This window comes from Streptomyces fildesensis, from assembly GCF_016107395.1.
GTDB lineage: Bacteria > Actinomycetota > Actinomycetes > Streptomycetales > Streptomycetaceae > Actinacidiphila > Actinacidiphila fildesensis.
In genome coordinates this window covers 71,064-87,367 of sequence record NZ_JAAIKO010000003.1, presented here as the reverse complement: position 1 = coordinate 87,367, position 16,304 = coordinate 71,064, and the positions used below count along the sequence as shown (strand labels likewise).

At 71.1% G+C, this 16,304-nt stretch carries 16 protein-coding genes; 6 read left to right on the top strand and 10 right to left on the bottom strand.

What is annotated here, in order from left to right; translation table 11 throughout:
• Positions 1–7: 7 nt before the first annotated feature.
• The 5 genes from C6N31_RS06275 to C6N31_RS06255 all read right to left on the bottom strand — a co-directional run bounded on the left by C6N31_RS06275 (position 8) and on the right by C6N31_RS06255 (position 5,097).
• The gene (locus C6N31_RS06275) at positions 8–457 is read right to left on the bottom strand and encodes a hypothetical protein (protein WP_138351122.1); all 450 of its coding nucleotides are present in this window, start codon (positions 455–457) and stop codon (positions 8–10) included.
• Between the two features lie 8 nt (positions 458–465).
• Positions 466–1,443, bottom strand: a complete 978-nt coding sequence (locus C6N31_RS06270) for a MerR family transcriptional regulator (protein WP_138351121.1) — start codon at positions 1,441–1,443, stop codon at positions 466–468.
• A 16-nt stretch (positions 1,444–1,459) separates the two neighbouring features.
• Entirely contained in the window at positions 1,460–2,353 is an 894-nt protein-coding gene (locus tag C6N31_RS06265; RefSeq protein WP_138351120.1) for a metal-dependent hydrolase, read from the bottom strand.
• Positions 2,354–2,428: 75 nt separating this feature from the next.
• Positions 2,429–4,231 carry an SDR family oxidoreductase gene (locus tag C6N31_RS06260; RefSeq protein WP_198357230.1) on the bottom strand — a complete coding sequence of 601 codons (1,803 nt, stop codon included), beginning with the start codon at positions 4,229–4,231 and terminating at the stop codon, positions 2,429–2,431.
• Positions 4,228–5,097 (bottom strand): M24 family metallopeptidase, encoded by an 870-nt coding sequence (locus C6N31_RS06255; protein WP_198357229.1) that lies wholly within the window; start codon positions 5,095–5,097, stop codon positions 4,228–4,230. Before C6N31_RS06255 ends, C6N31_RS06260 begins: the two co-directional genes overlap by 4 nt.
• 273 nt (positions 5,098–5,370) lie before the next feature.
• Here C6N31_RS06255 and C6N31_RS06250 point away from each other — a divergent pair, with 273 nt between their 5' ends.
• The 4 genes from C6N31_RS06250 to C6N31_RS06235 are packed head-to-tail and all read left to right on the top strand — an operon-like array spanning position 5,371 to position 8,998.
• Complete coding sequence (locus C6N31_RS06250; RefSeq protein WP_381584722.1) at positions 5,371–6,405, top strand: ABC transporter ATP-binding protein; 1,035 nt, start codon at positions 5,371–5,373, stop codon at positions 6,403–6,405.
• Entirely contained in the window at positions 6,395–7,333 is a 939-nt protein-coding gene (locus C6N31_RS06245; RefSeq protein ID WP_138351116.1) for an ABC transporter permease subunit, read from the top strand. The genes C6N31_RS06250 and C6N31_RS06245 overlap by 11 nt, the downstream gene beginning before the upstream one ends.
• Positions 7,330–8,247 carry an ABC transporter ATP-binding protein gene (locus tag C6N31_RS06240; RefSeq protein WP_138351115.1) on the top strand — a complete coding sequence of 306 codons (918 nt, stop codon included), beginning with the start codon at positions 7,330–7,332 and terminating at the stop codon, positions 8,245–8,247. Before C6N31_RS06245 ends, C6N31_RS06240 begins: the two co-directional genes overlap by 4 nt.
• A gap of 31 nt (positions 8,248–8,278) precedes the next feature.
• A complete protein-coding gene (locus tag C6N31_RS06235; protein WP_138351114.1) occupies positions 8,279–8,998 on the top strand; it encodes an ABC transporter permease in 720 nt (239 codons plus the stop codon).
• Positions 8,999–9,035: 37 nt separating this feature from the next.
• On the opposite strand, the gene C6N31_RS06230 is transcribed toward C6N31_RS06235, so the two are convergent.
• A complete protein-coding gene (locus C6N31_RS06230) occupies positions 9,036–10,292 on the bottom strand; it encodes a CynX/NimT family MFS transporter (protein WP_381584505.1) in 1,257 nt (418 codons plus the stop codon).
• A gap of 35 nt (positions 10,293–10,327) precedes the next feature.
• On the bottom strand, positions 10,328–11,038 hold the full coding sequence (locus C6N31_RS06225; RefSeq protein ID WP_138351113.1) for a FadR/GntR family transcriptional regulator: 711 nt from the start codon (positions 11,036–11,038) through the stop codon (positions 10,328–10,330).
• 114 nt (positions 11,039–11,152) lie between these two features.
• Here C6N31_RS06225 and C6N31_RS06220 point away from each other — a divergent pair, with 114 nt between their 5' ends.
• Complete coding sequence (locus tag C6N31_RS06220) at positions 11,153–11,773, top strand: YceI family protein (protein ID WP_138351112.1); 621 nt, start codon at positions 11,153–11,155, stop codon at positions 11,771–11,773.
• Positions 11,774–11,855: 82 nt separating this feature from the next.
• The gene (locus C6N31_RS06215) at positions 11,856–12,617 is read left to right on the top strand and encodes a rhomboid-like protein (protein ID WP_187144943.1); all 762 of its coding nucleotides are present in this window, start codon (positions 11,856–11,858) and stop codon (positions 12,615–12,617) included.
• Here C6N31_RS06215 and pdxR read toward each other — a convergent pair.
• The 3 genes from pdxR to serS all read right to left on the bottom strand — a co-directional run bounded on the left by pdxR (position 12,562) and on the right by serS (position 16,150).
• The gene (gene pdxR, locus C6N31_RS06210) at positions 12,562–13,896 is read right to left on the bottom strand and encodes a MocR-like pyridoxine biosynthesis transcription factor PdxR (protein ID WP_138351329.1); all 1,335 of its coding nucleotides are present in this window, start codon (positions 13,894–13,896) and stop codon (positions 12,562–12,564) included. The two genes, C6N31_RS06215 and pdxR, sit on opposite strands and share 56 nt — an antisense overlap.
• Before the next feature lie 161 nt (positions 13,897–14,057).
• Positions 14,058–14,876 (bottom strand): HAD family hydrolase, encoded by an 819-nt coding sequence (locus C6N31_RS06205; RefSeq protein ID WP_198357228.1) that lies wholly within the window; start codon positions 14,874–14,876, stop codon positions 14,058–14,060.
• Positions 14,873–16,150, bottom strand: coding sequence for a serine--tRNA ligase (gene serS, locus C6N31_RS06200; protein ID WP_138351110.1), 1,278 nt, complete (start codon positions 16,148–16,150; stop codon positions 14,873–14,875). Before serS ends, C6N31_RS06205 begins: the two co-directional genes overlap by 4 nt.
• Positions 16,151–16,304: the final 154 nt, after the last annotated feature.

Here is a 16,304-nt window from a genome sequence, read left to right as displayed (position 1 = left end):
GGTCCGGTCAGCGGCCGACCTGGCGGGCCAGCCACGGTGAGAAGTTCGTGCCGGGGACCAGCTCCCGATAGGTCTCGTCGCCGGGAAGCGACACGATCAGCCAGCGCTGCAGAAACCGGGTCTTCACCCGCACCAGGCCGCGGTACACCGAGTCCAGGAACGCGGGGACGCTGTCACGCGGCACATCGTGGAACTCCACCCCGTCGACGATGATCTTTGCGTCGCCCTCGGAGTACAGCTCGATCTCCACCGCGGGTGATCCACCGAGTTCGACGTAGGCCTCGTGCGGCAGCGAACCGTCCGGATCGGCGACGGAGAACGCGCCCGCCCCGCTGCGGCGTGCGGACCGGTCGGCGCCGATGTCGTCGGTGACCCTGATCTCCAGGTTCTCCCGCCGCGCGATCTCGCGTACGGCGGTGACGGCGGCCTGGGTGGTGGGCAGCTGCTGGTGGCTCATGGAAATGATCATCCCTGGCCGTTCGGGCCGCCGGTCTGCGGGCCGTCCGTCCGCGGGCCGTCCTCGGAGGGGAGGCCGGCCAGGGTGTCCATGGTGCGGGCCCGCACTTCCCGTTCGGCGGCGGCGGCGATGAAGGCCGGGACGTTGCGGCGGCCGACCAGCTCGCGGACGGCGCCCACCGTGTCCGTCGGCAGCGAGACCGGGACGTGGGCCGGCTCCGCCGGGGGCGGCACGTCCGCCGCGAGATCGCCGAGGTGCCGTCTGACCTGCTCGGTGGCCATCATGCGCATCGCGCGGGCCAGTTCCGCGTCGATGGTCTGCTGGGCGAGCGGCCGCAGCCGCCGGACGAGGGACGCCGCCTCCGCGGCCTCCGCGTCGGTGGGCGGATGGTCCAGATAGCGCTGGAAGACATGCTCGGTGGTGAACTGCAGAAACCGCTCCGAGATGTACTCGACCTGGATCCGCAGCTCCCGCAGATGACCGGTGATCGCGGTCAGCGGGACGCCCGCCGCGTAGAGCTCGGCGGCGACCGCCAGTTCCTGGGGACTGGGGACGAGGAACTCGTCCTCGCTGCCGGGGACCGTCTCCAGCACCCCCAGGTCCAGGGCGTCGATGATCGCGGCCTGGTCGGGGACCCCGCCGAACGCCTCGGTCAGCTCGGCGCGGGTGATCCGCGCCGGAGTCTCGTCGGACCAGGGCCGGTCCACCTCGTTGACCAGGCCGAGGACCCCGCCGAGCCCGGTGCCCGCGTCCCACGCCTCCAGCAACTCCTTGATGCTGGCCAGCGTGTAGCCGCGCTCCAGGAGGTCGGCGATCTGCCGCAGCCGGGCCAGGTGCGTGTCGTCGTACACATTGGCCCGGCCCCGGCGTTCAGGTTTCGGCAGCAGCCCGCGGTCCTGGTAGCCCCGGATCGTCCGGACCGTGGCGCCGCTGAAGTGGGCCAGGTCCTCGATCCGGTAGGCGCGATGCTCGGCGGAGACGGTCAAACGGTCCTCCCTGGACTCACGAGGCGGCCGCGCGGCCTATCGCGCCCGCCGCGATCCGTGCCGCCGGGGAACTCGCCAGGTACTCGACAGCCCTGCGCAGAGACCCCTCCTGTGACGGATGGTACGACCGCCGGAGGTATCTGGGCATGGCCATGTTCAGCGCGGCCCAGGAGGGCAGCAGCCCCTTGGCGGCCGCCGCGCGGTGGTCGCGGAAGCGGTACCTGCCGTGCGGCAGCTGCGGATCGTGCCGCATCAGGTAGCGGGCCCCGGTCACCCAGAGATAGGCGAGCGCCGGCCAGGCGATGACCATGCCCTCCGCGCGGCGCAGATAGCGGGGCAGCCCCTCCCCGGCGACGTGCTGGTACATGTCGAAGGCGACGGCCCGGTGCTCGACCTCCTCGGCGCCGTGCCAGCGCAGCAGATCCAGCATCACCTCGTCGGTGCCGGCATCGTCCAGCGCTTCGGCGGCCAGGATCCAGTCCCCGAGCACCGCCGTGAAGTGCTCGATCGCGGCGATGAGCGAGAGCCGGAACTTCAGCCACTCGGCCCTCGGTATCGGTGAGCCGAACGGCGGCTTCTCCCCTAGGAGGACGTCGAACATCCACTCCACATGCCGGGTGTAGCGGTCGGTGTCGAGGTTCTGCTCGGCCAGATGCTCCAGGACGTAGGCGTGCTGCACGCTGTGGGTGGCCTCCTGGCCCATGAACCCCTTGACGTCCTTGAGCAGTTCCTCGTCCGTGACCAGGGGCAGGGCTTCCTTGAAGACCTTGACGAACCACCTCTCCCCGGCGGGGAGCAGCAGGTGCAGCACATTGATGACATGGGTCGCGGTCGGCTCGTCCGGGATCCAGTGCAGCGGCGTCCGCTTCCAGTCGAACGAGACCCGGCGCGGTTTGATCGCGTAGCTCATGGTGTCGTGACCTCCTTACAGGGCCTACCGGGGCTTAACGGGGGCTTACCGAGGTGTGCGGCGACTCGCCGGGGCTTACAGCGGCGGGTCGAGACGGGCCAGGCCGCGCAGCGCCCTGGGGGACAGTCGGCCCAGCAGCCGGGCGCCGCGCGCCTCAGGGGTGACGGGGACGACGGCGGAGTTGCGCATCACCGCGCGCACGATCGCCTCGGCGACCTTCTCCGGCGGGTAGTTGCGCAGCCCGTACAGCCGGGACGACCTGGCGCGGCGCCGCTCCTGCTCCGCGTCGGTGACCCCGGCGAAGCGGGTGGTCGAGGTGATGTTGGTGTTGACGATGCCGGGGCAGATGGCGCTCACCCCGATGTCGTGCGGGGCCAGTTCGGCGCGCAGGCATTCGCTGAGCATCAGCACGGCCGCTTTGGAGGTGCTGTACGCGGGCAGCGCGCGCGACGGCTGGAAGGCGGCGGCCGAGGCGGTGTTGACGATATGGCCGCCCTGGCCGCGGTCGACCATCTGCCGGGCGAAGAGCCGGCAGCCGTGGATGACACCCCACAGGTTCACGGCCAGCACCCGCTTCCAGTCCTCGGTGGTGGTGTCGAGGAAGGAACCGGCCAGACCGATACCGGCGTTGTTGACGACGACGTCGGGCACGCCGTACTCGGTGGCGGTCTTCTCCGCGAGCTTCTCCATGGCCTGCTCGTCGGAGACGTCCACGGTCTCGGCCCAGGCGCTCGGCGCGCCGATCAGCCGGGCCAGTTCCGCGGTGCGGGCCGCGGACTCCGCGTCCCGGTCCACCGCGATGATCCGTGCCCCCGCCTCGGCGAAGGCGAAGGCGGTGGCTCGTCCGATGCCGCTGCCGGCGCCGGTCACCAGCACCAGCTGGCCTGCGAACCGCTCACCGGCCGGGCCGGGCTTCTCCGGGGTCTTCCGGGCCGGACGGCCCTCTTCGTTGGACGTCACGAACTCACCGATCCACTGGGCGATCTGATCCGGGCGGGTACGCGGCACCCAGTGCTTGGTCGGAATGGTGCGGCGCCGCAGGTCGGGGACCCACTGCTCCAGCTCGTCGTAGAGCTTCTCCGACAGGAACGGGTCACCGGTCGGGGTGATCAGCTGCACCGGCACATGGGCGTAGGCGTCCGCGCGCGGCGCGCGCAGCCGGTCCCTGACGTTGTCCCGGTAGAGCCACGCGCCGTGCGCGGCGTCCTCGGGCAGCGAGGCCGTCGGGTAGTCCGCCGAGGAGATCTTCTCGGCGCGGGCGAGCAGCTTGGGCCACTGCCTGCCGAGCACTCCGCGCCAGGCCAGCTCCGGCAGCACGGGGGTGTGCAGGGCGTACACGTACCAGGACTTGGCGCCCTGGCCGAGGAGCTGGGCGAGCCGGCGCGGGGTGGGCCGTGCGACGCGCTGCTTGATCCAGTGGCCGAAGTGGTCGAGGGAGGGGCCGGAGATGGAGGTGAAGGTGGCGATCCGGCCCTCGGTCCGCCCCACCGTGGCGAACTCCCAGCCCTGGACCGAGCCCCAGTCGTGGCCGACGAGGTGGACCGGCCGTTCCGGGCTGACGGCGTCCGCGACGGCCAGGAAGTCGTCGGTCAGCTTCTCCAGCCGGAAGCCGCCGCGCAGCGGTTCCGGCGCCGTCGAGCGGCCGTGGCCGCGCACGTCGTAGAGCACCACATGGAAGCGGTCCGCGAGCCGGTCGGCGACCTGGGACCAGACCTCCTTGCTGTCGGGGTAGCCGTGCAGCAGCACCACGGTGGGCAGCGACGCGTCCCCGTACTCGGCGACGCACAGCTCCACCCCGTCCCCCGCCACCCGGCGTTCGCGCGCCGCCCCCGGCCCGCTGCCGTTCCCGGTCCCGTCTCCCGCGCTGTCCCGGCTCATACGGCCAGCCCCGCTTCCTTCCACCGCTTCACATGCGGCAGTTCGTCGTCCAGCCAGTACGCGTCCGTCGCGGTGACCACGAGGATCTCCTCGAACTTCGCCCCGGTCCCGCGGAATCCGAGATGGGGCTCGACCGCCCACAGTCCGGGCTGCGGCGGGTGGTCGGACATCCGGTACGGGCTCCACAGCGGGGACCAGCCGTCCCGGTGGCCGTGCAGCGCGTCCTTCGCCAGCCCCTTGAGGCTCTGGATGCCGAAGCCGGCGATCTGCGGGGACCAGCGCCGCTCCCGCACGCGGTCGACCTTGTGCGCTATGACGCCGAACGGATAGGCGCGGTGGCGGTTGGCGTACCCCTGCTTCGCCATCAGCTGGTCCACGTCCTCGTAGATCGCCCGCAGCGAGCGGCGCTCGCGCACCTCACGCAGGATCAGCTCACGGTGCTCGCGCAGATCAGCCAGCAGCCGGTCATGGACCGGGTTGAGGCCGAGGCAGCCGGAGTACCCGATGTCGGCGGTGTACCCCTTGTAGATCGGGGCGGTGTCCAGGATGAAGGGCATCCCCGGCTCCAGCCGGCGCTGCGTGGGGAAGAACTGCAGCGGCACCTTGAAGCCGGTGAAGGCCGTCCGGTCCCCGAACCAGGCGAACGGCAGATGGAACCAGTCCCGCACGCCCCGCTCGCGCAGCCACTCCCGCATCATGCGGGCGGCCTCCCGCTCGGTCACGCCCGGTTTCAGCTGCGCCGCGACCGCCTCGGCGCACGCGTACGCCAGCCGCTGCACCTCCCGGAACCCGTCCAGCCCGTCCGGATTCCCGCCCCGCCCGTCCGAACCGTCCAGTACGTCCGACCCGTCCGATGGATGACTCATCACTACCGCCCACCCCTCAGTACGGCACCCAGCACGGCATGCGCCAACCCTGACATCGATGAATGTGACATCACTTCATGGCAGGGTCAAGAGTGCCCGCACCGCCTGTGGAAAACTCCGGGCCACCGCTGTCCCGGACCGCCATGACCCTGACATCCGTCCCGCGCTCGGAGGACATCCCCTACGGGAGGTCAGCCCGCAGGACTACCCCGATGGGGCCCCGGAGGGGGACGCTCCGATGTGGTCCGCGCCACTACCGTCGACAACGTGACTGTGATCGTGACCGAAAGCCTGAGCAAGCGGTACCCAAGGGTGACCGCCCTGGACCGGCTCTCCGTGGACATCACCCCCGGCGTGACCGGGCTGGTTGGTGCCAACGGGGCCGGCAAGTCGACCCTGATCAAGATTCTGCTGGGTCTGTCCCCGGCCACCGAGGGCCGTGCCGCCGTGCTCGGACTCGATGTGGCCACCGAAGGCGCGGCCATCCGCAGTCTCGTCGGGTACATGCCCGAACACGACTGCCTGCCGCCCGATGTGTCGGCGACCGAGTTCGTCGTCCACATGGCGCGGATGTCCGGGCTGCCGCCCGCCGCGGCCCGCGAGCGCACCGCCGACACCCTGCGCCACGTCGGGCTGTACGAGGAGCGGTACCGCGCCATGGGCGGCTACTCCACGGGCATGAAGCAGCGCGTCAAGCTGGCGCAGGCACTCGTGCACGATCCGAAGCTGGTCCTCCTCGACGAGCCGACCAACGGCCTGGACCCGGCGGGCCGCGACGAGATGCTCGGACTGATCCGCCGGGTCCACAGCGACTTCGGCATCTCCGTCCTGGTCACCTCGCACCTTCTCGGCGAGCTGGAACGCATCAGCGACCACGTCGTCGTCATCGACGGCGGAAAGCTGCTGCGCTCCTCCTCCACCAGCGACTTCACGCAGGCCACCGCCTCGCTCGCGGTCGAGGTCACCGACACCGACCGGCACCCGCACGGCACCGACGCGCTGCGCGTGGCGCTGACCGCACTCGGGGTCTCGGTGCAGGGCGAAGGCCCTGGATCCGGCGGCGCGAACATCGGGCACATCCTGCTGGTCGAGATGGACGGCGAGGCCACCTACGACCTCATCCGGGACGCGGTCGCCGAACTCGGCCTGGGCCTGGTCCGGATGGAACAGCGACGGCACCGGATCGCGGAAGTCTTCAGCACGGACGACGCGACGGACGACGCGACGGACGACGACTCCGACGTCCTCGAGACCGCAGGCGCCACCGGCAGCCGACCGAAGAAGGGAGGCAGCCGAGATGCAGCCTGACACCGTTCCCGCACCCGTACCCGCCCCCGCATCGCCGGAGGCCCAGCGCAGCGCCGATGTCATCCACAACATCGGCTACCGGCACTACGACGGCCCGCGCCTCGGCCGCGGCTACGCCCGCGTCTCGCTCTTCTCGCAGAGCCTGCGCGGCGCCTACGGCCTCGGCCGGTCGGCGAAGTCCAAGGTGCTGCCGATGCTGCTGTTCGCCGCGATGTGCGCTCCGGCGCTGATCATCGTCGCGGTCGCCATCGGCACGAAGATGACCAAGCTGCCCATGCAGTACATGCAGTACACGATCTTCCTGCAGATGGTCATCGCGCTCTTCGTCGCGGCCCAGGCCCCGCAGTCCGTCTCCCGCGACCTGCGGTTCAAGACGACACCGCTGTACTTCTCGCGCCCCATCGAGCGCATCGACTACGTCGCCGCCAAGTTCGCGGCGATGACGGCCGCGCTGTTCATCCTCACCGCGGTGCCGCTGGTCATCCTCTACGTCGGCGGGCTGCTGGCGAAGTTCGGCTTCGCCTCCCAGACAGCCGGATTCGGGAAGGGAATCGTGGCCGCTCTCCTGCTCTCCCTGCTGCTGGCGGGCATCGGCATGGTCATCGCCGCCATCACGCCGCGCCGCGGCTTCGGCGTCGCCGCGATCATCGCGGTCATCGCCATCTCGTACGGCGCGGTCAGCGCGGTCCAGGGCGTCGCCTACAGCCAGGGCAACTTCGACGCGGAGGGCTGGTTCGGCCTCTTCTCCCCGATCAGCCTGCTGGACGGCGCACAGTCCTGGTGGCTCGGCGCCACCGTCTCGAACCCGGGCAACTACGGCCCGCCCAATGCCTTCGCGGGCATCGTCTACCTGCTCGTGCTCCTCGCCGTGATCGCCGGCTGCTTCGGCCTGCTGATGCGCCGCTACCGGAAGGTCGGACTCTCGTGACGACGATCACCATCGACAACGTCTCGCGCTGGTTCGGCAACGTGGTGGCGGTCAACGACGTCACCATGTCGATCGGCCCCGGCGTGACGGGCCTGCTCGGCCCGAACGGCGCGGGAAAGTCCACGCTCATCAACATGATGGCCGGCTTCCTCGCCCCGTCCACCGGCTCCGTCACCCTCGACGGCACGCGGATCTGGCGGAACGAGGAGGTGTACCACCACATCGGGATCGTGCCCGAGCGGGAGGGGATGTACGACTTCCTCACCGGCGCGGAGTTCGTCCTCGCCAACGCCGAACTGCACGGACTGCCGGACCCCGGCGCCGCCGCCCACCGGGCGCTGGCGACCGTCGAGATGGCGTACGCGCAGGACCGCAAGATCGACACGTACTCCAAGGGCATGCGGCAGCGCGTGAAGATGGCCTCGGCTCTCGTCCACGACCCGTCGGTGCTCCTGCTCGACGAGCCCTTCAACGGCATGGACCCGCGCCAGCGGCTCCATCTCATGGACCTGCTCCGGCAGATGGGCGCCGACGGCCGCACCGTGCTGTTCTCCTCGCACATCCTGGAGGAGGTCGAGCAGCTCGCGAGCCACATCGAGGTCGTGGTGGCCGGCCGGCATGCCGCCTCCGGTGACTTCCGCAAGATCCGCCGCCTGATGACGGACCGCCCGCACCGCTACCTCGTACGGTCCAGCGACGACCGGCAGCTGGCCGCCGCGCTCATCGCGGACGCGTCGACGGCCGCGATCGAACTCGACTGGTCCGAGAAGGCGCTGCGCATCCAGGCGATCGACTTCTCCGGCTTCACGGAACTGCTGCCGCGCGTCGCCCGCGAACACGGCATCCGGCTGTACACGGTCTCGCCGTCCGACGAGTCCCTGGAGAGCGTCTTCTCCTACCTGGTCACGGCGTAAGCGGCCCAACGGCCTTAAGGAGCCCACAGCGATGTACAACCCCACCGTGGCCCGGCTCACCTTCCGGGCGCTGCTCGGCAGGCGCCGCGCACTCATCCTCTTCGCGCTGCCCGCGCTGCTGATCGTCATCTCCGTCGCCGTGCGCGCCCTGGCCGGTGTGGACGACAACGTCACCAGCGACCTGCTGGGCGGCTTCGCGCTCGCGACGATGGTGCCGCTGATCGGCGTCATCGCCGGTACCGGCGCCATCGCGCCGGAGATCGACGACGGCTCGATCGTCTATCTGCTGGCCAAGCCGCTGAAGCGGCCGTCGATCATCCTGACGAAACTGACCGTCGCGATCGGCGTCGCCATGGCGTTCTCGGCCATCCCGACCTTCATCGCCGGTTACATCCTGAACGGCAACAGCCAGCAGCTCGCGGTCGCCTACGGCATCGCCGCGGCCGTCGCGTCGATCGCCTACGCCGCGGTCTTCCTGCTGCTGGGCGTCGTCACCCGGCACGCCGTGGTGGCGGGGCTCGTCTACGCGCTGGTCTGGGAATCCCTCATCGGCAACCTCGTCCCGGGCGCCCGCACCCTCAGCGTCCAGCAGTGGTCGCTGGCACTGGCGCAGAAGATCGGGGGCGGCGACATCGTGCAGTCCGACGTCGGGCTCCCGGTCGCGATCGTCCTGCTCGTCGCGGTGACCGTCGCCGCCACCTGGTTCGCCGCGCAGCGGCTGCGCTCGCTGACCCTGGCGGGCGAGGAGTAGCCGGGCATCGACGGACGGGAGGGGCGGGGGCCGGGGGTCAGACCTTGCGGTCCCTGCCCGCGCCCAGTCCCGCGGCGAGCTGCGCGCCGCACAGCAGCAGCATCAGCACGATCGGGGCGGTCCAGCCGCCGCTGCTCTGGTAGAGCGCGCCGGCCGCCAGCGGTCCGGCGGCGGCGAGCAGATAGCCGACGCCCTGGGCCATGCCCGACAGCCGTGCGGCGGTGAACGCGTCCCGGCTGCGGAGCACGATCATCGTCAGCGCCAGCCCGACGGCGCCGCCCTGGCCGACGCCGAGCAGGGCGGCCCACGCCCAGGCGCCGCCGACCGGGTCCACCAGGAGCCCGACGTATCCGGCGGCGGTCAGACTCACGGCGACGGCCACCAGCGGACCCTGGTTGCGCATCCGGCCCGCGAGCAGCGGGAAGACGAACGCGCCCACCACCTGGATCAGGTTGCTGACGGCGAAGACGACCCCCGCGGTGCCCTTGCTCATTCCGTGGTCGGTGAGGATCGTCGGCATCCACGCGATGACGACGTAGACGAGCAGCGACTGCAGGCCCATGAAGCAGGTGACCTGCCAGGCCAGCGGCACCCGCCGGAGCCCGGCGTCCCGGACCGGAACCGGGCTGTTCGTCCGGGGAGCGGCGGCCGCGGCGAAACGGGTCCTGCGGGACAGCACCACCTGCGGGAACCAGACCGCCGCGGCGACGGCCGCCGGGAGGGCCCAGAACGCCAGGGCGGCCTGCCAGCTGCCGCCGAACGACTTCTCCAGGGGGACGGACACCCCGGCGGCCGTCGACGCGCCGATGACCATCGCGCAGGTGTAGAGCGAGGTCATGCTCGCGGCCCGGTGCGGGAAGTCGCGCTTGATCAGGCCGGGCATCAGCACGTTCAGCAGGGCTATCGCCGTTCCCAGCAGGATGCTGCCGGCGAACAGTGCCACGACCGAGGACAGCGACCGCACCACGATCCCGGCAGCCAGCGCCGCCAGCGCGGCGAACAGCACCTGTTCGGTGCCGAACCGCTGCGACAGCCGGGGCGCGACCATCGAGCCGAGCCCCAGGAAGAGCACCGGCACCGACGTGACCAGGCTGCTCACCGTCGAGGAGAGCCCGTAGTGCGCGCTGACGTCGCCGACCAGCGGCGCCATGCTGGCCAGCGCGCCCCGCATGTTGAGCGAGGCCAGCACGATGCCGGCCAGCAGCAGTACGGGGTGGGAGAGCAGCCGGGGCGACCCGGACGGGTGGCCGGGCTCCGCGTCGACGAGCGGGACGGTGGCGGTCGGACGTGCCAAGGCGGGCCCCCTTCCAAGGGTGGTGGCGAGGTGATTCAGCTGGTCGGGTGGTCCGGTGCCGCGGCGAGGAGGGCTTCGACCGCACGCAGCGGCTCCCGCAGCAGCGCCCGCGCGGCGCTGTCGGCGGCCTGCGGGTCCCCTGCCTCGATGGCGTCGACCAGCGCGGTGTGCGCCGCCAGGTCGATCGGCGGCATGTCGCTGTCGCCGACCGCGGCGAGGAGTGTCTCGCGGACCGAGGAGCTGAAGTAGCGGTAGACCTCGGTCAGCGCGGCATTGTGCGCGGCCTCCACGACGTACTGGTGGAAGCGGACGTCGTCGTCGGCCTGCGCCCCACCGGTCAGTTCCGCGCCGTGGTCGTGCACGCTGCCGAGCGCGGAGCGCATCCGCTCCAGGTCCTCCGGCGTCCGCCGGGCGGCGGCCAGCCGGGCGCCTTCCGCCTCCATCGCGATCCGCAGCTCCAGCACGTCGCGGATACCGGCCCTGCGCATGCCCAGGAGCACGGCGGCGGGGTCGGCCCGGGAGATCACGTAGGTGCCCTGGCCCTGCCGTGACTCCAGCTGGCCGGCGTGCGCGAGCACCCGGACCGCCTCGCGGACCGTGTTGCGGCCCACGCCGAGCAGGTCGGCGAGCTCGTGCTCGGTCGGAATGCGCATCCCGACCTGCCAGGTACCGGCGGCGAGCTGCTCGCGGAGCTGCTCGACGACGGTGTCGACCAGGGATCTGCGGTCGGCTGCGTGGAGTGTCATCCGGTCATCCTACAACTGCATCCGTGACTCATTCGAGTGAGGTTGTTGAAAGTTAAATGGAATGGAGTTATGGTGAATGAAGTTGAACGTTGAACTACTCGTAAGGAGCACATCATGGGACTCTTCAACCGCACCAAGACCACCACGGGCAGCACCGCGGGCGTCGCCGTGGCGACCGGCCCCGCCGCCGGCGACCTCTCGCACCTCACCGGCGAGTACACCGTCGACCCGACCCACAGCGAGATCGGCTTCTCCGTCCGGCACGCGATGGTCACCACCGTCCGCGGCCAGTTCGCCGAGTACGAGGGCGCGCTGCACCTCGACGGCAGCAACCCGCACCTGTCCACCGCCGAGCTGGTCATCAAGGTCGCCAGCATCGACACCAACCAGGCCCAGCGCGACGAGCACCTGCGCACCGGTGACTTCTTCGACGCCCCGGCCTTCCCGGAGATCACCTTCCGCTCCACCGACGCCGAGCGCCTCGGCGAGGACTCGTACCGCATGACGGGCGACCTCACCATCAAGGGCACCACCCGCCCGGTCACGCTCGACCTCGCCTACAACGGCTCCGCCAAGGACCTGTACGGCAACGAGCGCGTCGGCTTCGAGGGCACCGCGAAGATCGACCGCACCGACTGGGGCCTGAACTACAACGCCGCCCTGGAGACCGGTGGCGTCCTCATCGGCGAGCAGGTCAAGCTGCGCTTCGACATCTCCGCCATCAAGGGCGCCTGACACCCCCTGCCGGGTGTGCGCGATCAAGAACGTCCGAAACGCGATTGGCCGGGTCAGCCGGCCCTGACAGATGATGTGGGGGATGGCCGCAGAGCAGGACACCCCGATCCCCGTCGAGCGCCGCCGCATCACCCTCCAGGGTGTGGGGCGCTTTGGCGCTTCCTGGGTGCGTTCCTCCCCCGGGACCCACATCTGGCTGCTGATCCTGACGATCACGACCTGTGTGGTCGCCGTCGTGTCACCCCACGTGCGGGCGTACCTGCTGCACCACGTCAGCACCAACCTCATCGAACTGCGGCAGCACCCGGTCCGGGTGCTGCTCGCCAGTGCCCTGTGGGTGGCGACCCCGTCCGGCTTCGCCATCTACTTCGTCTTCTACGAGCTGATCCACGCGCCCGCCGAACGCTGGATGGGCACCTGGCGCTGGCTCGTCGTCGTCGCCACCGCGCACATCGGGGCCACGCTCGTCAGCCAGAAGGCCGTACTGTTCGGCATCCATTACGACCGGCTGCCGCGTTCCCTCGCCCACACCGTCGACGTCGGGGTCAGCTACGGGATGGCCGGTGTCGTCGGCGTGCTGACGTACCTGGTGCCGCGTCCCTGGCGGTGGGGCTATCTGCTGGGGATCCTGACGTTCTTCACCGTGCCCGTCCTCACCAGCCGCACCTTCACCGACCTCGGGCATCTCACGGCCGTTCTCATCGGCCTGGCCTGCTACGGGCTGACGCCGACCGCGCGGAAGCCGGACGGCCCGCACCGGCCGGAGCCCCGTAACGGCCGTCGGCCGGTCAGCGACCGCCGGCCGGCGGAAGCGCCCGGCACAGCGCTTCCAGAGCGCCGCTGAACGCATGGTCGGACGGCGTGCCGTAGCCGACGACCAGCCCGTCCTGCACATCCATCGCGCTGTCGGGATGCCGGTATCCGGCCAGGCCGTCCAGGACGAGACCGTGCCGCGCCGCGGCACGGACCGCGGCGCTCTCGGTGCCGGGCGGAAGTTCCAGCACGGCGTGCAGCCCGGCCGCGACGCCGGAGACGCCGATGTGCGGGGCGCGCTCGGCCAGCGCGGCGACGAGCTGGTCGCGCCGCAGGCGGTAGTGCTGCCGCATCCGGCGAACATGGCGGTCGTACGCGCCGGAGGCGATGAAATCCGCGAGGGTCAGCTGGTCCAGGGCGCCGGCCGTGGCCTCCCGCTCGCCCTTGGCCGCCACCACCTGTTCCACGAGCGGTCCCGGAAGCACCATCCAGCCCAGCCGCACCGCCGGTGACAGGCTCTTGCTGACCGATCCGAGGTAGACGACGCGTTCGGGTTCGAGGCCCTGCACCGCGCCGACCGGCTGCCGGTCGTAACGGAATTCCCCGTCGTAGTCGTCCTCCAGGACGATGCCGCCCGTCGTCCTGGCCCAGTCGACGACGGCCGCCCGCCGATCCGGGCCGAGCGGACCGCCGGTCGGGAACTGATGGGCGGGGGTGAGCAGCACGGACTTCGCGCCGCTCGCCGCCAGATCCCTGGTCCGTGCGCCCTCCGCGTCGACGGCCAGCGGCACCGTACGCATCCGGGCCGCCGCCAGGATGCCGCGGTGGAAGGCCAGCCCGTACGCCTCGACGGCCATCGGGCCGCGCAGCACCTGGACCAGCAGCCGCAGACCATGGGCGAAGCCCGAGCAGACGACGACCCTGGCGGGGTCGGTACGCACCCCGCGGGCGCGGGCGAGGTACTCGGCCAGCGCCTCGCGCAGCTCGGGGCGGCCGTGCGGGTCACCGGGACCGAACGCCTCGGTGGGCGCGGCGGTCAGCGCGCGGCGGGCGGAGGTGAGCCAGGCGGCGCGGGGGAAGCTGCCGGCGTCGGGCTGGCCCTGCAGCAGGTTGTACGCGGGCCGCGCGGTGCGCGGGGAGGGTGCGGCGACGGCGGGGGCCGGGTTCGGCTTCGGTGGCGCGGTGCGCGGCGCGACGCGGGTGCCGGAGCCCTGGCGGGCGGTGAGCCACCCCTCGGCGACGAGTTCGGCGTACGCCTCCGCCACGGTGTTGCGGGCGATGCCGAGGTCGGCGGAGAGCGAGCGGTAGGGCGGCAGCCGGGTGCCGGGGGTGAGCCGGCCGGTGCGGATCGCCTCGCGTAGCGCCCGCATCAGCGAGGCGCGCCGGCCGCCGGGGCCGGTCAGCTCCAGATGGAGATCGCTGCCGATGGACCCGTCGGGACCCGGCCCCGCACCGTCAGCCGCACGCGCATCCCCACCCGCCGGATTGACCCTGCGAACCGTCATGGGAACGCACGCTACTCCCGGTCGCCCTAGGAGGTGATGGCGAAGAGCCGTTCCAGGACGACCGCGATGCCGTCCTCGTCGTTCGAGGTGGTGACCTTGTCCGCGACGGCCTTCAGTTCGTCGTGCGCGTTGGCCATCGCGACGCCGTGCGCGGCCCACGCGAACATCGGCAGATCGTTCGGCATGTCGCCGAAGGCGATGGTGTCGGCGGCCGTCAGGCCCAGCCGGCGGGCGGCGATGGAGAGGCCGGTGGCCTTGCTGAGGCCGAGCGGCAGCAGTTCGACGATGCCCTCGCCGGCCATCGTCACCCCGACCAGATCGCCCGCGACCTCGCGTGCGACCCGGGCCAGACCGTCGTCACCCAGGCCCGGGTGCTGGAGGTAGAGCTTGTTGAGCGGGGCGCTCCACAGCTCGCTGTCGTCCTGCATGTGGATGACCGGCAGCTCGGGGTTGTGCTGGTACCCCGCGCCGATCAGGACCTCGCCGTCCAGGCCGTCCCGGCTCGCGGCCAGGAAGAGCGGGCCGATCTCGGCCTCGATCTTGGCCAGCGCGAGTCCGGCGAGCTGGCGGTCCAGCGTCACGGACGTCAGCAGCCGGTGTTCACCCGCGTGGTAGACCTGCGCGCCCTGCCCGCACACCGCCAGGCCCTCGTAGCCCAGGTCGTCCAGGATGTGCCGGGCCCAGGGCACGGAACGGCCGGTGACGACGATGTGCGCGGCGCCCGCCGCGGTGGCCGCGGCGAGCGCCGTCCGCGACCGTTCCGAGACGGTGTGGTCGCTGCGCAGCAGCGTGCCGTCCAGGTCGGTGGCGATCAGCCGGTACGGGAGGGGCGCGGAGGAGCTCACTTGCTGACCGGCTCCAGGAACTCACGGCCGCCCAGGTACGGGCGCAGGATCTCCGGGACCCGGACCGAGCCGTCGGCCTGCTGGTGGTTCTCCAGGATCGCCACGATGGTGCGCGGTACGGCGCACAGCGTGCCGTTGAGCGTGGCGAGCGGGCGGGTGCCGTTCTCGTCACGCAGCCGGATCGACAGCCTGCGGGACTGGAACTCGGTGGTGTTCGACGTCGAGGTCAGCTCGCGGTACTTGCCCTGGGTCGGGATCCACGCCTCGCAGTCGAACTTGCGCGACGCCGAGGAGCCCAGGTCGCCCGAGGCCAGCTCGATCACCTGGAACGGCAGTTCCAGGGCGGTGAGCCACTGCTTCTCCCACTCCAGGAGCCGCTGGTGCTCGGCCTCGGCGTCCTCCGGCGTGGTGTAGACGAACATCTCGACCTTGTCGAACTGGTGCACCCGGATGATGCCGCGGGTGTCCTTGCCGTACGACCCGGCCTCGCGGCGGTAGCAGGGCGAGAAGCCCGCGTACCGCAGCGGCAGCTTGGCCGCGTCGATGATCTCGTCCATGTGGTACGCGGCGAGCGGGACCTCGGAGGTGCCGACCAGGTACAGGTCGTCCTTCTCCAGGTAGTACACGTCGTCGTCGACCTGGCCGAGGTAGCCGGTGCCGGCCATGGCCGCGGGCTTGACGAGGGTCGGGGTCAGGATCGGGACGAAGCCGGCCGCGGTGGCCTGCGCGATCGCCGCGTTGACCAGGGCCAGCTCCAGCAGCGCGCCGACGCCCGTCAGGTAGTAGAAGCGCGAGCCGGAGACCTTGGCGCCGCGGTCCACGTCGATGGCGCCGAGGATCTCGCCCAGTTCCAGGTGGTCCTTGGGCTCGAAGCCCTCGGCGGCGAAGTCGCGCGGCGCACCGAGCTGCTCGAGGACGACGAAGTCCTCCTCGCCGCCGATCGGCGCGTCCGGGTGCACGAGGTTGCCGAGCTTGAGCAGCAGGCTCTGGGCCTCCTGCGCGGCCTCGTTCTGCTCCGCGTCCGCGGCCTTGACCGCGGCCGAGAGCACGCCGGTCTTCTTCAGGAGTTCGGCCTTCTCGTCCCCCTGGGCCTTGGGGATGAGCTTGCCGAGCTGGCGCTGCTCGGCGCGCAGTTCGTCGAAGCGATGACTGGACGACCTGCGCCGCTCGTCGGCGGAGAGGAGGGCGTCGACGAGCGCGACGTCCTCTCCACGGGCGCGCTGGGAGGCGCGCACACGGTCGGGGTCCTCACGAAGCAGGCGAAGGTCAATCACGGCTACAGGCTACCGGGGCGGCGGGGTCCGACGCGACAAGTTAAGGGCTTTTGGTGGCGTTATGTCCGTTTCTGGGAAAAGGGGAGCGAAATGCAATAACGGACAAAAGGGTGCCGTCAACCGAATTCACCGCATCCCTCCATCGGGGCACCGC

Coding starts and splice junctions, on each gene's coding strand:
- C6N31_RS06275 (WP_138351122.1), bottom strand. CDS start 457: ATGAGCCACCAGCAGCTGCCCACCACCCAGGCCGCCGTCACCGCCGTA.
- C6N31_RS06265 (WP_138351120.1), bottom strand. CDS start 2,353: ATGAGCTACGCGATCAAACCGCGCCGGGTCTCGTTCGACTGGAAGCGG.
- C6N31_RS06260 (WP_198357230.1), bottom strand. CDS start 4,231: ATGAGCCGGGACAGCGCGGGAGACGGGACCGGGAACGGCAGCGGGCCG.
- C6N31_RS06255 (WP_198357229.1), bottom strand. CDS start 5,097: ATGAGTCATCCATCGGACGGGTCGGACGTACTGGACGGTTCGGACGGG.
- C6N31_RS06245 (WP_138351116.1), top strand. CDS start 6,395: ATGCAGCCTGACACCGTTCCCGCACCCGTACCCGCCCCCGCATCGCCG.
- C6N31_RS06235 (WP_138351114.1), top strand. CDS start 8,279: ATGTACAACCCCACCGTGGCCCGGCTCACCTTCCGGGCGCTGCTCGGC.
- C6N31_RS06225 (WP_138351113.1), bottom strand. CDS start 11,038: ATGACACTCCACGCAGCCGACCGCAGATCCCTGGTCGACACCGTCGTC.
- C6N31_RS06220 (WP_138351112.1), top strand. CDS start 11,153: ATGGGACTCTTCAACCGCACCAAGACCACCACGGGCAGCACCGCGGGC.
- C6N31_RS06215 (WP_187144943.1), top strand. CDS start 11,856: ATGGCCGCAGAGCAGGACACCCCGATCCCCGTCGAGCGCCGCCGCATC.
- pdxR (WP_138351329.1), bottom strand. CDS start 13,896: ATGCGGGCGCTACGCGAGGCGATCCGCACCGGCCGGCTCACCCCCGGC.